The organism is Neobacillus kokaensis, assembly GCF_014656545.1.
In the GTDB taxonomy this organism is placed as follows: Bacteria; Bacillota; Bacilli; order Bacillales; family Cytobacillaceae; genus Neobacillus; species Neobacillus kokaensis.
In genome coordinates this window covers 62,709-77,652 of sequence record NZ_BNDS01000013.1, presented here as the reverse complement: position 1 = coordinate 77,652, position 14,944 = coordinate 62,709, and the positions used below count along the sequence as shown (strand labels likewise).

The 14,944-nt window shown below is 39.6% G+C and carries 13 protein-coding genes; all 13 read left to right on the top strand.

Annotated features, from left to right (window positions below; translation table 11 throughout):
• The first annotated feature begins 129 nt into the window (after positions 1 to 129).
• The 13 genes from IE222_RS15525 (at position 130) to IE222_RS15460 (ending at position 14,942) form a co-directional block, all read left to right on the top strand.
• The gene (locus IE222_RS15525) at positions 130 to 1,353 is read left to right on the top strand and encodes an ATP-grasp domain-containing protein (RefSeq protein WP_191274333.1); all 1,224 of its coding nucleotides are present in this window, start codon (positions 130 to 132) and stop codon (positions 1,351 to 1,353) included.
• Between the two features lie 12 nt (positions 1,354 to 1,365).
• Complete coding sequence (locus IE222_RS15520; protein WP_191274332.1) at positions 1,366 to 2,388, top strand: YheC/YheD family endospore coat-associated protein; 1,023 nt, start codon at positions 1,366 to 1,368, stop codon at positions 2,386 to 2,388.
• Positions 2,389 to 2,684: 296 nt separating this feature from the next.
• Positions 2,685 to 4,436, top strand: coding sequence for an alkaline phosphatase PhoD (phoD, locus tag IE222_RS15515; protein WP_191274330.1), 1,752 nt, complete (start codon positions 2,685 to 2,687; stop codon positions 4,434 to 4,436).
• Positions 4,437 to 4,476: 40 nt separating this feature from the next.
• Positions 4,477 to 4,683 (top strand): sec-independent protein translocase protein TatAD, encoded by a 207-nt coding sequence (tatAD, locus tag IE222_RS15510; protein ID WP_191274328.1) that lies wholly within the window; start codon positions 4,477 to 4,479, stop codon positions 4,681 to 4,683.
• A gap of 118 nt (positions 4,684 to 4,801) precedes the next feature.
• The gene (gene tatC / locus IE222_RS15505) at positions 4,802 to 5,539 is read left to right on the top strand and encodes a twin-arginine translocase subunit TatC (RefSeq protein ID WP_191274326.1); all 738 of its coding nucleotides are present in this window, start codon (positions 4,802 to 4,804) and stop codon (positions 5,537 to 5,539) included.
• A 136-nt stretch (positions 5,540 to 5,675) separates the two neighbouring features.
• Positions 5,676 to 6,251, top strand: a complete 576-nt coding sequence (locus IE222_RS15500) for a LemA family protein (protein WP_191274324.1) — start codon at positions 5,676 to 5,678, stop codon at positions 6,249 to 6,251.
• Positions 6,251 to 7,015, top strand: a complete 765-nt coding sequence (locus tag IE222_RS15495) for a TPM domain-containing protein (RefSeq protein ID WP_191274322.1) — start codon at positions 6,251 to 6,253, stop codon at positions 7,013 to 7,015. Before IE222_RS15500 ends, IE222_RS15495 begins: the two co-directional genes overlap by 1 nt.
• 845 nt (positions 7,016 to 7,860) lie before the next feature.
• On the top strand, positions 7,861 to 9,597 hold the full coding sequence (locus tag IE222_RS15490) for a sensor histidine kinase (protein WP_223282731.1): 1,737 nt from the start codon (positions 7,861 to 7,863) through the stop codon (positions 9,595 to 9,597).
• A complete protein-coding gene (locus IE222_RS15485) occupies positions 9,572 to 10,354 on the top strand; it encodes a response regulator transcription factor (RefSeq protein ID WP_191274320.1) in 783 nt (260 codons plus the stop codon). The genes IE222_RS15490 and IE222_RS15485 overlap by 26 nt, the downstream gene beginning before the upstream one ends.
• A gap of 120 nt (positions 10,355 to 10,474) precedes the next feature.
• Positions 10,475 to 11,752, top strand: coding sequence for an ABC transporter substrate-binding protein (locus tag IE222_RS15480; RefSeq protein WP_191274318.1), 1,278 nt, complete (start codon positions 10,475 to 10,477; stop codon positions 11,750 to 11,752).
• 58 nt (positions 11,753 to 11,810) lie between these two features.
• The gene (locus tag IE222_RS15475) at positions 11,811 to 12,722 is read left to right on the top strand and encodes a carbohydrate ABC transporter permease (protein WP_191274447.1); all 912 of its coding nucleotides are present in this window, start codon (positions 11,811 to 11,813) and stop codon (positions 12,720 to 12,722) included.
• Between the two features lie 34 nt (positions 12,723 to 12,756).
• Positions 12,757 to 13,587, top strand: a complete 831-nt coding sequence (locus IE222_RS15470; protein WP_191274317.1) for a carbohydrate ABC transporter permease — start codon at positions 12,757 to 12,759, stop codon at positions 13,585 to 13,587.
• Between the two features lie 89 nt (positions 13,588 to 13,676).
• Positions 13,677 to 14,942 carry an MFS transporter gene (locus IE222_RS15460; protein ID WP_223282730.1) on the top strand — a complete coding sequence of 422 codons (1,266 nt, stop codon included), beginning with the start codon at positions 13,677 to 13,679 and terminating at the stop codon, positions 14,940 to 14,942.
• Positions 14,943 to 14,944: the final 2 nt, after the last annotated feature.

Sequence of the window (14,944 nt, the reverse complement as noted above, 5' to 3'; positions counted from 1 at the left end):
ACTGTGTTAAAGGGCAGTGGTGAATTTATTACTATGTTGATTGAAGTGAAGCGCATGGAGCGGAAATCAACAGACAAGTTTAACCCAGCCCTATCTTTAAATCTGTAAAACTGGGGATGAAACGCTAACATGCATACAATCGTTTTTATTGGAAGTAATAAATCTGGAACAAGCAGAGAAGCCCTGACTATTTCAAATGAAATGGGATATTTTACCGTGTTAATAACAAATAGAAAAAGTTTTATCAGACAAAGAAAGGAATTCCCTGAAGTACACCGGATGATTTATGTGGAAAATTTATTAGATAAAGATAAAATTCTTTCGATTATAAAAGACCTTGAGCAGGAAAAAAGTCAGATAGGAGCGGTGATTAGTTTCATCGACCCATTTGTTGCGTTTGCCGGTAAACTTTCACAAGAGCTGGGACTTGTACAAATGTCTATCGAGGCCTTAACGATCATGGAGGAAAAAACGAACGTACGAAAACATTTAAAAAAGCTCCCTGTTTCACCGAAATATGCAGTTTATCAATTGGATGACCCAATAGAGAAAGTTTTAAATCATTTCAAAGAATCATTTCCGCTTGTACTAAAGTCACCCGTCTCCAATGGTTCAAAGGACGTACTGCTTGTGAACTCAGCTGATGAACTGCAAGAAGGATTAAAATACTTAAAGAAACGGCTTCCAAACCATACTGTTTTAATCGAAGAATATCTGATTGGACCGCAGTATTTAATTGAAGTTATGGTAATAAACGGTGAAATTTCAATCGTTGCCATCATTGATCAGGAAATTTTAAATGGCACGAGATTTATAATAACTGGATATAGTTATCCAGCATTATTAAGTATTGAAGAGAATGAAAAGTTACAAACTGCTGTTTTTAGTATTATCAAGAAGCTTGAGTTAGAGAATGGAACCTGTCATCTGGAGATGAGGATTGTAAATGGAGAATGGAAACTGATTGAGATTAATCCAAGGATGTCAGGCGGGGCAATGAATCGAATTATTGAAGAAGGGACAGGGATTAATCTGGTTAAAGAAACGATCAAATTATTTTTAGGAATGGAGCCTAATCTTGAAAAAACGGCCATGAAATGCGTTTATGCAAAATTTGTAACCGTCCAATCTAGAGGAAAATTAATCAAAGTGACCGGCAGGAATCGAGCGTTAAAACATGATGGAGTGAAAGTGGTATTCGTAAAGCCGCGCAAAGGGGCGATCTTAAGAAAACCTTTGTCTTTAGGGGACCGTTATGCCTATGTGGTGGCTGTTGCCGATACAACTGAAAAGGCAAAAAGAATAGCAGGAAAAGCAGCTAATGAAATTAGATTTTATTTAGACCCTCTTTAAGGAAGTGAGGTTATGGTGCTTATTGGAATGCTGCACCATCGGAAGCATCCTGATATGGTGAAGAAAGCCTATCCATTCGCGGCAGTCGCCAAAATGGAGGGAATTGATTTTATTTATTTTCCCTTTGATGGAGTTGATTTTGAACAAAATGTTGTGAGCGGCTGGGTTTACGAAAAGGGGGGCTGGATTAGGGAACAAAGGGAATTTCCTACGGTTATCATTAACAGCTGTAATCCCAAAACAACTGAGCATTCCTTAATTTTACAAAGGCTGAAATCAGTTGCTGTTTTTACGAGCTTTCCCGTTGGAAGTAAACTAAAGGTATATAAAAAGGTCATGAAAGCCAAAGCTTTTGCTTCTTATTTGATTCCCTCAGCCCTCCTAAATGGCAGCAGTGACCTTCTGACCTTTTTGGAATCCTACCCAGCTGCGGTAATCAAGCCCGTCTCCGGAAATCGTGGGAGAAGAATTTTTTTTATCCAAAAGACTGATGAAACGTATCAATTGAAAGATGGGTCCCGTACACATGTTTATAACAAAGAACAACTTGAGGTTTTTATTTCAAACGTGACCGAAGAACAAAAGTATTTACTTCAGCCTTTTATTGAATGTAAAACAAAAAACGGTTTAATTTATGATTTTAGGCTTCATGTTCAAAAAAACGGAAGCGGCCAGTGGGAAATTACCTTAATATATCCGCGCATCAGCGGCAATACCAAGATGGTCAGCAATATTTCGAGCGGCGGCTACCGCGGCGAATTAATTCCCTTTCTCAAGGATGAATTTAAGCATGATTACCCGAAAATGAAGCGAAAACTGGAGGAATTTGCGTTATCATTTGCTGCGCATTTAGATACTCTTTATGAAAACCCATTTGACGAATTAGGGATTGATGTGGGGGTAGATCAAGAGCAAAAGCTATGGCTGTTTGAAGTTAATTGGCGTCCGGGAGCAAAGAATCGGGAATTTCAAGTGGCTATGCTGTTAATTCCGTATTGCGGTTTTTTAGCAAAACAGAAAGGCAATAAACCATAGAAATTAGGGATTTAAAGCGAGTGTGAGCAGATGTGAGAGGTACAACGGCAAATAGTGCTGTTGTCTTTTTTTGTATTATTTATGTGAAGAATTTATAAAGAAAAATAGGTGTTTTGTCATATGAAAAATGGAAAAAATCATATTTGATGTAAAAAAAAGTTCCTTTTTCTATTTATAAATGCCTAGTTTTTCGGGATCTATATATTTCTTGATTTACAATTGTTTACAGTGTCTTAAAAATTCCTCTTTATAATCGAAATTGCAAGTCAGAAACAATTTTGAAAGGGGAAAGAAAAATGATGCGAGAGATACCTTTAAATGAGTGGATGAAGAAATTAAATTCGGAAAGGCTGCAGCATAATATGGACAGGCGCCGCTTTCTCCAAGGAGCAGGGAAAATTGCAGGCCTATCAGTGGGTTTAGCAATTGCTCAATCAATGGGCGGATTTGAGGTTAATGCAGATCCAACTTTTAGTGATTATCCGTTCACACTCGGGGTTGCTTCCGGCGACCCTTTATCAGATGGTGTGGTGTTATGGACAAGGCTGGCTCCCGACCCGTTAAATGGCGGCGGCATGCCTCCGCATAGTGTGCCAGTAAAATGGGAGGTAGCAGCTGATCCATATTTTCGCAGTATTGTTCAGCGGGGAACTGAACTTGCCAGACCCGAGCTTGGCCATTCCATCCATGTAGAGGTAAGTGGATTGAAAGCCAATCACGAATATTTTTATCGGTTTAAAAGCGGAAGTGAAATAAGCCCGACAGGAAAGACAAAAACACTTCCTAAAGCAGGGAAAGGTATCTCGCAGCTCAAGTTTGCCTTTGTTTCATGCCAGCAATTTGAACATGGATACTATACAGCTTATCAGCATCTCGCAAAGGAAGAACTGGACCTTGTTTTTCATCTAGGCGATTACATATATGAATACGGACCAAATGAATATATTGCGGCAAGCGGAAATGTCAGAACTCATAGCGGTCCGGAAATAAAAACACTTGTAGACTACCGTAACCGTTATGCCCAGTACCGTTCAGACACCCATTTACAAGCAGCCCATGCAGCTTTCCCGTGGATTGTCACTTGGGATGACCATGAAGTGGAAAACAACTATGCAAATATAATTCCAGAAAAGGGACAGTCAGTGGAGGAATTTATTATTCGGCGGGCGGCTGCGTACCAAGCCTATTACGAGCATATGCCGCTTCGGAAGTCATCGCTGCCGCAAGGAGCAGATATGAAAATTTACCGCCAGTTTGAATATGGAGATCTTGCCTCTTTCCTTGTGCTCGACACAAGGCAATACCGGGATGACCAGGCAAATGGTGATAAAAGCTCGCCGCAGACACCTGAATCTCTTGATCCAAAACGAACCCTGCTGGGAACTGAACAGGAAGAATGGCTATTTAATCAATTGGATCATTCTAAGACAAAATGGAATGTGTTAGCGCAGCAGATCTTCTTTGCCCAGCGGAATTACGGTACAGCAACCTCGCCAAAGTTCAGTATGGATGCTTGGGACGGTTATCCTGCTGCCCGTCAGCATGTATTGGATTATGCAAAAGAAAACCAATTAAACAATTTAATCGTTCTAACAGGAGATGTTCATGCAAACTGGGCGTCTAATTTGTTGGAAGATTTTAATGATGATAACTCGAGAATTTTTGGAGCAGAATTTGTCGGTACCTCTATTACTTCAGGCGGTAATGGGGCAGATAAACGGGCAGATACTGACAAGATATTAGGTTTGAACCCGAATATTAAATTCTTTAATGACTTCCGCGGGTATGTACGATGTCAGGTTACTCCCGACCGCTGGCAGGCGGATTACCGCGTCGTTCCCTATGTCTCTGCACAAGGAGCAGATATTTCAACAAGGGCATCTTTTGTCTTTGAAAAAGATGGGATGGGACTTAAGCAAATTTCTACAACAGAGATACCATTAGGGCAGAAGCTTTCAACTGAAGTGGAAGAGGACCGGAATAAAGCACATAACCGAGCGCATCAAAGGCAATTAGAGAAAAAAGGAATGAAAGTACCTAAACCATAGTTTTCAGGAGCAGTCAAATTAATCAAGGAGTTGAGTATTTATGTTTTCAAATATCGGAATACCAGGGTTAATCTTAATTTTGGTCATTGCACTCATTATTTTTGGTCCATCTAAATTGCCGGAAATAGGCCGGGCATTCGGGAGGACTTTATCTGAATTTAAATCCGCCACCAAAGAACTTGTCGGAGGAGAGGAAAAAGTGGAAGAACAAAAACCTGCGGTAACCTTAGTGAAAAAAGAAGGATAGAACATAAAATGCTTAGCGAGGGCAGGCGGGGGAACTCGTCTGCTTCTCTTTTTTATCTAGTTTATCGAGGATAGTAGTTTTACGTTATGGATTACGATGAAAGAAGGAGGTATTGTGAGTGAACGACAAAGACTTGCATGTTATAGGGCATTTAGAAGAGTTACGGAGTAGGATCATCAAAACGCTGGCTGCTTTTATCGTCATTTTTATCATAATGTTTATTTATGTTCAGGATATCTATCATTGGCTGATCAAGGACCTGGACCAAAAACTTGCTATTCTGGGTCCGGGAGATATTGTATGGGTGTATATGATGATTGCGGTGGTGTTTTCAGTGGCAGCAGTAATTCCAGTGGCCGCCTATCAGATCTGGAAGTTTGTTGCGCCTGCCTTAAAACCGGAGGAGAGAAAAGTAACATTAATCTTTATTCCTTTTCTATTTCTGTTATTTTTATGCGGGATTGGTTTTGGGTATTTTGTTTTATTTCCGACGGTATTAGGATTTTTAACTTCTTTATCCCAGGGGCAATTTGAAACCTTATTTACTGCTGCAGAATACTTCCGTTTTATGATTAATTTAACGCTTCCCTTCGGACTTCTGTTTGAAATGCCGCTTTTGGTCATATTTTTAACGAGATTAGGAATTTTAAATCCAATGCGGCTTGCTAAAGTAAGGAAACTTTCTTATTTTATCTTAATTATCATCTCAATCTTAGTAACGCCGCCTGATTTCATGTCAGATATTATGGTGACCGTTCCTTTGCTTGTTCTTTATGAATTAAGTGTAACCCTGTCAAAAGTCGTTTATCGGAAGAGGTTTTTACCAACTAATGAAGGACTAGCTATTTCGGATTAAAGTTTAAAGTGAAAATTTTGTGGTAACCAAAAAACAGGGCTTTCAACTTCGTTAAAATACTGTCTTTTTTGTAGAAAAAGGTAAGTTATTTTAGCAGTGATACATACTATAGGTGAGAGAAGGGAGCGTGGTTACCATGAAAAAAGGTTTATTATCCATTGTGATTGTTGTGGCGATTATTGTTGTATTTGGGCTCATGCTAATGTCCAGCTACAACAATTTTGTTAATTTGGAGGAGAATGTTGACCAGTCATATGCGCAAATTGAAAATCAATTACAGCGAAGACTGGATTTAATTCCAAACTTGGTTAGCACTGTTAAGGGCTATGCTGCACATGAAAAAGAAGTCATTGCTTCTATTTCAGAAGCGCGGTCAAGACTTGCTGGTGCAAAAACTCCACAAGAAGAGGCAACAGCCAATGCCGATTTATCAAGTGCATTAAGCCGTTTGCTGGTAGTCGTGGAAAATTATCCAAATTTGAAAGCAGACCAGCAATTCACCCAGCTCATGGATGAACTGTCAGGGACGGAAAATAGAATTGCTGTGGCACGAAAAGATTATAATGACCAAGTTGCGGAATATAACAGAAAAATTAAAAGGTTTCCAGGAAGCCTGATCGCAGGAATGACTGGATTTGATGAAAAGGAATATTTTAAAGCCGACCCGAAAGCTCAAGAAGCACCAAAGGTTGACTTTGGGGGCAATGGTTAATGAACATAAAACGAATCTTCAGCCTTTTTGTGTTGCTTGTCACTATTTTTGTTAGTGCAGCCACAGTACTTGCTGAGGATGTTCAAATACCAAAACCTGTTGGCGATATTTATGTACAGGATTTTGCTAATGTTTTAAGTGAAACAGAGGTTTCGCAATTAAATGCATATGGCAGAAGTATTGAAGGCCAAACAACAGCACAAATTGCAGTATTAACAGTCCCGTCTATTGGGGACCGTTCGATTCAAGAATTTGCTAATGAAGCATTTCGAAAATATGGAATAGGTAATCAGCAAGAAAACAATGGCGTGCTGCTGGTTCTGGCGATGCAGGAAAAGAAAGTCTGGATTGAAGTCGGCTATGGGCTTGAAGGCAGGATTCCTGATGGTAAAGCAGGGCGGATTTTAGATGAATATGCTATTCCTAAGCTTAAGAATGGGCAGCCTAGTCAGGCCATTGTTTCGACGTACCAGGCTCTTGCTAAAGAGGTTCTTGCTGAATACGGTATTGAAGGCGGGCTCGGGCAGCGGGAGAATCAGGCGCCGCAAGCGGCAGCTGGACAAGATGAAGGGGTTGGAATACCCTCCTGGCTGGTAATCATAATCGTACTTGTGGTTGTCTTTCTAGACATTAAATTCTTCGGCGGTACCCTTACTTATTTACTGCTCTCGATAATCTCCCGTGGTGGAGGCAGAGGAGGCGGCGGCCCCCGCGGCGGCGGAGGGGGATCTTCCGGCGGCGGTGGTGCCGGGCGTGGGTGGTAATTTAGCGGCAGACCTTGAACTTCAAGCGCTGCTAGTCGAATGGTATCCTTGCATAAATTGAGAAGATGGACCATAAACGAAAACGTGTAAGATTGACCGGCCCTTCCCACCTAAGAAAATATGCATTTTAATATTAATGTGAAGCCCCGCTTTAGAAACTTTGAATTGATACGCTTTTGCCCAACTCCTGCATACTTATCTATTACTTTACCATTATTATCTAGAAGAACTAGTGTAGGAGTTTTTTTAATAACGTACCTTTCCGCTAATACTAAGTCATTTTCATCCTTTGTTTTTGAAAGGTTTACGATTTGGTCAGCTTCTATTTCACCTTGCACTAAATAGCATCAAGCATTTTACAAGCTGGACAATTTTCCTGCTTGAATACGACCAATTTCATAAACAATCCTCTCCTTTAAAAATAGCGAACAGTAACTTGAACTACTGTTCGCCATTTTTGATGAAGGGTTGGATCAGGTATCTTACTCAGGGCATTCTGGACAATCTTCACAATCATCAACGAGGGGCGGGGTTGGATCATTTGGTTGAATAACGAGATCTTGGCATGTTTCATTTGCTGGAACGCATTTTCTAACTGTAATACCACAAATTTCATATTCACAACAACGAAATTTTGGAACTGCTCTTAAGCCCACATCAATCACCTCAATTCGTTATATTATAATGATGTTTCACTATATAGTACATGCTGTAAGTGGATAAAAAGAAACGGCATATTCATCAAAAAAAAATTTATTCATTTTTTGCTGGATATCACTGCCCCGCCCTGTTGCTCATATCCATTCCGGACATGTAGAATGGATGTCAAAGGGAGGCAAAATTAAATGGTGAGATACTTCCAGCATTTCAAAGAAAAATTAACGGATCACCTATATGGCAGCATTCGGGCTAAGTTAGTACTGTTTTTTATAATAGTGGCAATCGTACCGCTACTTTTATTTGGCTATGCCTCCTATAAAAATTCCTCCGCTATTGTAAATCAGCAATTTAATAAATATGAGACGTTTGCTACTTCCCAGCTGGAAAAGCAATTGGTGAATATAATTGACCAGATGTTTGTGGTTTCAAATGATATACAACAGTATTTATCTGACCCAACCTTGATTGTCATTAAAGAGGAGATTCCAAAGACATATGAAGGGTTTATCGAAAAAAAGAATTTTGAACGATTTTTGGAAGCGCATAAAACGTTTAATACTAGAGGGATTTATTTAATCACAAGCAAGGGCTATTTCTACGGCGGAAGCTATTTGAATACAGACAAACTTTTTCAGGAGCCATTTTGGAAAGAGAGTGAGAACGTAAAGTATGGGGATCACTGGATTGGTTTTTACCAAACGCAGCATTATGACAGCAGTAAGCCTCCAGAGCAAATGATTGGTCTTATCGTGCCAATACAAAGTCAATATGGTGTTCTAAAGGGAAGCAAATTACTTATTGAAACAAAGGCAGACGAGCTTTTTTCCTATATAAAGTTTCTTGAAAGGGATGTCCATGCGTTTGTCACGATACGTAATGATAAGAAAAAAGTTTTATATCGCTCCACCTCAGATAGGAAACCTCTAGCCGATGATATCGTTAGAACCACCAATCTTGACGCATATGGGTGGCAGGTCGAGGTGCGGGTTCCTGAGAAGCTGTTTTATCAATCATCAACGGTGATTTTTAACTATACATTGCTGGCGATTTTCTTTTCCATACTTCTCGCTAGTTTACTTGCGATGCTGTTCGCTGATCCAATTGCAAAGCGGCTGAGAAAGCTGAAGGATTCGATGGGACGGGTGAGCGCTGGTGAGCTTGATATACAGGTCCCAGTAAAAGAAAAGGATGAAATCGCAAGTTTAACGAACAGCTTTAATCAGATGGTCCAGCAAATTAAGGAATTAATTGAGGAAATCAGCGAGACGGAAAGGCTAAAGCGAAAGGCGGAACTTAGAGCTTTCCATTACCAAATTAACCCGCATTTATTATTTAATACATTGAACTCCATCCAGTGGAAAGCTCGGCTCGCGAATGCCCATGAAGTCCAGCAAATGATCTATCATTTAACCGAAGTCCTTCATGAAAATTTAAATTTTTCCGATGAGTTGATTCCTTTGAGGAAGGAACTCAATACTATCAAGCACTATTTGAAGGTACAGGAAATTCGATATGGCCATATGTTTCAATATGAAGAAACGGTTAGCCCTGAAGCTATGAATTATCTCATTCCGAGGCTGTCATTGCAGCCTTTGTTTGAAAATATCTTTTTCCATGCTTTTGAAGATGGCAATGGTATGATTAAGTTAACAGTTGAAGACAAGGCTGATGCCTTCGAACTCTCGTTAAGTGATAACGGGAAAGGGATGACAGCGGATCAAGCATCAATAATGCTCCAGCCTCACGAGTCAAATGAAAAATCGCGGGGAATCGGTGTCTATAATGTTGATCAGCGGCTTAAGCTCCACTTTGGGAATGAATACGGTCTCAAAATCGTGTCCGAGCTAAAAAAAGGGACAACCATCATCATGTGCTGGCCAAAAAGGAGTGTATCTTATGATCAAAGTAATAGTAGTAGATGATGAATATATCGTTCGAAAAGGATTAATTGCCACAATTCATTGGGAGAAGTTCAATATGGAAGTGGTGGCAGATGCGGCCAACGGTGCGAAAGGCTGGGAGCAATTTTCTGAACATACTCCCGAGGTTGTCATTACAGATATTGTAATGCCAGAAATGAATGGAATAGAGTTGGCTAGAAAAATTAAGCAAAAAGCACCTGACACGAAAATATTGCTGTTAAGCTGCCACAGGGATTTTGAATATGCCATGGAAGGGATTAAGCTTGGGGCTTCAGGTTATATTTTAAAAACTGCCTTTCAGGACGAGGAATTTGAAGAATATTTAGCTGCATTTTCAAAGGAAATAGAGGGGAAACAGGCTGAAAATCCCCTCCATGTCAATCAAAAAGAAGGTCATGGTGCTTGGCCTGAGCCGATTCAGAAAGCTGTACAACTCATTACCAGAGATCTTTCTAAGTCTCATTCGTCTGTCGATATTGCTTACGAGGTAGGACTTAGCCGAAGCCATTTTAGCACGCTTTTTAAAAAATCAGTCGGAGAAAGCTTTTCGGATTTTACAGAAAGGCTGAAGCTTGAGGCAGCTTGTGAACTGCTTGAATCAACCTCACTCACCCTGCAGGAAATTGGAGAAAAAATCGGGATTCAAGATGGAAAATATTTAAGTAAATGGTTTAAAAAATGTACAGGGGAAACCCCTTCTGAGTACCGTCAAACAAAAAGGAGAACGGATTCGAACAAATTTACCCCTTTTCTTTAAAGATACAGAAAACTTAAAACATTAATACGACAAATTTAATATAATTTTCAGTATGTAGCCGCTTTCAAAACAGATAAAATGAAAGCGGTTATATTTTTAGTCTAAAAGGAGGCTTTACCAATGAGGAAAATTAGTATGAAAGCATTTATTTTATTACTAATAAGCATGTTTTCCTTAGCTGCATGCTCAAACTCGAGTTCAAGTGAAAACACAGCTGCAAGCAATAATGGAAAGTCAGAAGGAAAAGGGACTACAACGCTCCGCTTTGCAACATGGGATTCTGGTGAAGCGTTAAAAATCCAACAGGAAATAGCGAAAAAGTTTGAGGCGCAGAATCCTGGAGTAAAGGTTCAAGTTGAAGCATACGGTGATGGTTTTGATCAGAAGCTTGCTGCTTCCTTCGGGGCAAAAAATCCTCCAGACGTTATGTATATGTGGAATTTCCCGGCATATGTAGAATCTCTTGAACCACTGGATCAATATATTAAAGGTGATTCAGAATTGGATTTAAACGATTTTTACCAAGGTTTATTTAACTACTCAAGTTTAAATGGGAAAATTTATGGTATGCCAGCTGGTTTTACCACGAGGGTTGTTTATTATAACAAAGATTTATTCGATAAGGCAAAAATTCCTTATCCAAAGGATGGCTGGACATGGGATGATTTCAAGCAAATTACTAAAAAGCTGTCTAATCCGAGCAAAAAGCAATACGGTTTTGGGGTAGTGCCTGAGCCGGATACGTATGACCTTCAAGGGCTTGTTTGGAGCAACGGAGGCAGCTTTATTAGCGACGATGGCAGGAAAGTTAAAGGGTATATGAACAGCCAAGAAACTATTGAAGCTATAAGTGTTTTAAGTGAAATGTTAAAAGAGAAAAGCGCGGTACTGGTTGGCGGTAAAAACCAACAAAGCGGCGACGATATTTTCAAGGCCGGAAAAATTGCGATGTGGGAAAGTGGAGTTTGGCCATTAGAAGGATTCAAAGAAGCCAAGATTAACTTCGGAACAGTTGAGGTTCCGTCATTTGGTTCCAAACCGGCAAAAGGGGTTATTGCTTCTTCAGCCGTATCGATTGCAAAGGATTCAAAAAATAAAGACCTAGCTTATAAATTTGTAAAATTCTATTCTTCTCCGGAAGCAATTAAAATGCGGACAGCTGATTTACCAGTACGCATCAGTGTCGTGAAGGAAATGAAAATGGAGCAGGATCCACTATTAAGCCCGTTCTACAAAATGCTTGAACGTTCTGATAACACACCTGCATTCCTATTGAACAAAAACTGGAATGAAATTAATCGTAATCTCTCCGCGGCTATTAATGCCGTAATGCTTGGGCAGGATGCTGAAAAACTATTAAATACTGCAGCAGAGGACTCAAACAAATACTTGAAGTAAGACAAACTTTAATGAGGTGTTCATCATGAAAGCTATCCATGCCTCTAGTAAACCGTATATGGAGTTTAATCAAAAAAAGAAAATAAAGTGGGACAAGCTTGTCCCCTTTCTTTTCATATCCCCCTGGGTGTTCGGGTTTTTAGCCTTTACGCTGGGACCTCTATTATTTTCGCTCGTGATTAGTTTTTTTGATTGGCCTGTTGTGGGTGAGGCGAAATTTGTTGGAATTGCCAATTATAAAACGATGTTTACGGACGACCCGTTATTTTGGAAATCTTTGTGGGTAACAGTAAAATTTGCGGCCTTTTTCGTTCCGTTAAACATCATTACCGCTTTAGTATTAGCTCTGCTATTGAATCAAAATGTAAAGGGACATTCATTTTTTCGAACATTTTTCTATCTTCCATCTGTCATTTCCGGCGTTGCACTCGCCATGATCTGGGCCTGGGTGTTTAACGGGGAATACGGTATTCTTAACTATTTCCTATCTTTAGCCGGCATCCAGGGTCCTGACTGGCTAAACGATATGAGCTGGGCGCTGGTTGCTATGGTTATTGCCAGCCTATGGGGCCAAGGACAAATGATGCTCATCTTTTTGGCCGGATTAAAAGGAATTTCAAAAGAAATGTATGAAGCGGCTTCGATTGACGGAGCTAATAAGGTGACCCAGTTTTTTAAAATCACAATGCCGCTCCTTACACCAACAATTCTGTTTAATTTAATTACAACAATTATTTCCGCATTTCAGCAATTGACGCTGGCCCTTTTGTTAACTGGGGGCGGACCGCTGAACTCAACCTATTTTTATGCGATGTACGTATACGAAAATGCCTTTAAATATTTTAAAATGGGCTATTCATCAGCTAATGCCTGGTTTATGTTTTTGATTGTTTTAGGATTATCGTTATTAGTGTTTAAATCCTCGTCGGCCTGGGTGTACTACGAAGGAGAAGTGAAGAAGAAAAAATAGATTCATACAATCTATGGATACGAGGAGTTGTACGATGAAAACGAAAAGCAGGGTTCATAAGACCTTTATATATGCCCTTTTAATCCTTTTTTCATTGTTATTTTTAGCACCGTTATTTTGGATGGTAACAACATCATTAAAAGGGCCCGATGAGCTGTATCAGTTTCCGCCAAAATGGATTCCGTCCGTCTTTCATTTTGAAAACTTCAAGAATGCCTGGATTTCACAGCCATTTACACAATTTCTAATGAATTCAGTGACTGTAACAGTTCTGGCAACTTTGGGGCAGGTGGTATCTTCTTCGTTAGTAGCTTACGGGTTTGCAAGATTTACGTTCAAGGGAAGGGATTTCCTATTTGTTGTGCTTCTTGCAACAATGATGATTCCTTGGGAGGTAACGATGATTCCGTTATATATGGAATTTAATTTCCTTGGCTGGATCAACACTTTAAAACCGCTGATTGTCCCGGCCTGGTTCGGGGGACCATTTTTCATCTTTTTGCTTCGTCAGTTCATTATGGGAATCCCTAAGGAACTGGATGAAGCAGCAAGAATAGACGGGGCCAACGCCTTTCAGATCTTTTATAAAATTTACCTTCCGCTGATGAAGCCTCCGTTAATTCTTGTAACAGTATTTAGCTTTTTGAGCTGTTGGAATGATTATTTAGGACCGCTGGTATTTTTAAATGATCAAAGCAAATATACCCTTACACTTGGTTTAGCGCAGTTTAAAGGGATGTTTGGAGTCGATATGGAAGGAATTATGGCCATCACCTTCCTAATCTGTCTGCCGCCGCTTGTTCTCTTCTTTGTTGCTCAGCGCTACATTATGGAAGACGTTTCGAAGAGTGGGGTAAAAGGGTAGATTTATCGAATTATTTGGCTGAAATGACAAAGCTGATCTGAAGGTGGACTCCTGTCTGGCCAGCAAGTTTAGTTGGAAGGTTGACATTCATGTTACAAACTTTATCCTTATCGCCCGGTGTTAAACGGTTTTTGGCTACAGAATCACTGTACGGGCTAAGTATCGGAATGTTTACATTCATCCTAAATCTTCACCTATATGAATTGGGTATTTCTGAAAAACAGATTGGTTTTATTACTTCATCGGGAATTTTAGTTAAGGGGATCCTTGCAATAACAGTAGGGATCCTTGCTAAAAAAATAGGCAGGAAAAAGCTTTTGGTAACAGGTATCGGGAGTGTTGCTCTAGGGTGTATGGTTTTTGCGGTATCTGAAAGCTTTATGTTATTTTTTTTGGCCCAAATCATCGTTTCTATCGGTTTCACGCTGGTTGAAACAACTGAAATTCAGCTGCTGTTCTATTATAGTCATTCAAAAAGAGAGGAAACTCAAGCATATAGTTTTATGTTTGCTGTATTTACAGCTTTTACAGGTGTAGGAATGTTACTTGCTGGCTATCTCCCAAAGTTGTTTGATTCTTCCGGAAGGGGATACCAGAATACATTATTAGTCACATCTATAGTATTTATCCTGTTAGTGTGTGCGAGGGCTTTACTTCTTCCAACTGAACAGAGAGAAGAAACTGCACCAATTCAACGGAATGTTGAAAAGAATATTTCTGCTGTCATGAAAAAACCTTCACGAGACCTTTGGAAAAAACTACTGTTATTTTCAGTCTTTGCGTTTCTAACTGGAGGTGCTGTTTCCTGCCTGCAGCCGTATCTAAACCTAATCGTAAAATTTCGATTTGATTTTTCAAACGAGGCTGTCTCGATCTTATTAGCACTAAATGGTTTTGCGTTGTTTATTGGTTCTGTTTTTTCTCCATTTTTAATTGAAAAGCTTGGGATGAATAAAACTTTTTTCTATATTTACCTGGTTAATATAATTTTCTGCTTTATTTTATTTTTGAACATTCCTGCCTATTTTTTTTCAGCTCTGCTTGTTATGAGGGGCGGAAGTTTTACGATGCTGACAAATTTGACCGACAGCCTTTCTATGTCATCGTTTAAAGATGAAGAACGGGATTTGTATGCGGGGATGAGCGTTGTTTTTCGCAGTATTGGTTCCGCCTTAGTCGCCTTTGGGATTGGCGGTATTATAGCTGAAAAAAATTACACGCTCCCGTTTTTATTGACAGGCCTATTTTTACTTGCAGGTTATTTTTATTTTCTCCGGGTGATTATACCGAAATATTTTAAAACGAATAGAGATGTTTATTCTGACGGTCAGAAACAAATTACAAATGAAGTATAGAA

What these genes read in the sequence shown, in the direction of transcription:
- IE222_RS15500 (WP_191274324.1), top strand. Translation starts at nt 5,676, where the DNA reads ATGAAAAAAGGTTTATTATCCATTGTGATTGTTGTGGCGATTATTGTT.
- IE222_RS15525 (WP_191274333.1), top strand. Translation starts at nt 130, where the DNA reads ATGCATACAATCGTTTTTATTGGAAGTAATAAATCTGGAACAAGCAGA.
- IE222_RS15475 (WP_191274447.1), top strand. Translation starts at nt 11,811, where the DNA reads ATGGAGTTTAATCAAAAAAAGAAAATAAAGTGGGACAAGCTTGTCCCC.
- IE222_RS15480 (WP_191274318.1), top strand. Translation starts at nt 10,475, where the DNA reads ATGAGGAAAATTAGTATGAAAGCATTTATTTTATTACTAATAAGCATG.
- IE222_RS15495 (WP_191274322.1), top strand. Translation starts at nt 6,251, where the DNA reads ATGAACATAAAACGAATCTTCAGCCTTTTTGTGTTGCTTGTCACTATT.
- phoD (WP_191274330.1), top strand. Translation starts at nt 2,685, where the DNA reads ATGATGCGAGAGATACCTTTAAATGAGTGGATGAAGAAATTAAATTCG.
- IE222_RS15520 (WP_191274332.1), top strand. Translation starts at nt 1,366, where the DNA reads ATGGTGCTTATTGGAATGCTGCACCATCGGAAGCATCCTGATATGGTG.
- IE222_RS15470 (WP_191274317.1), top strand. Translation starts at nt 12,757, where the DNA reads ATGAAAACGAAAAGCAGGGTTCATAAGACCTTTATATATGCCCTTTTA.
- IE222_RS15460 (WP_223282730.1), top strand. Translation starts at nt 13,677, where the DNA reads ATGTTACAAACTTTATCCTTATCGCCCGGTGTTAAACGGTTTTTGGCT.
- tatAD (WP_191274328.1), top strand. Translation starts at nt 4,477, where the DNA reads ATGTTTTCAAATATCGGAATACCAGGGTTAATCTTAATTTTGGTCATT.
- IE222_RS15490 (WP_223282731.1), top strand. Translation starts at nt 7,861, where the DNA reads ATGGTGAGATACTTCCAGCATTTCAAAGAAAAATTAACGGATCACCTA.
- IE222_RS15485 (WP_191274320.1), top strand. Translation starts at nt 9,572, where the DNA reads ATGATCAAAGTAATAGTAGTAGATGATGAATATATCGTTCGAAAAGGA.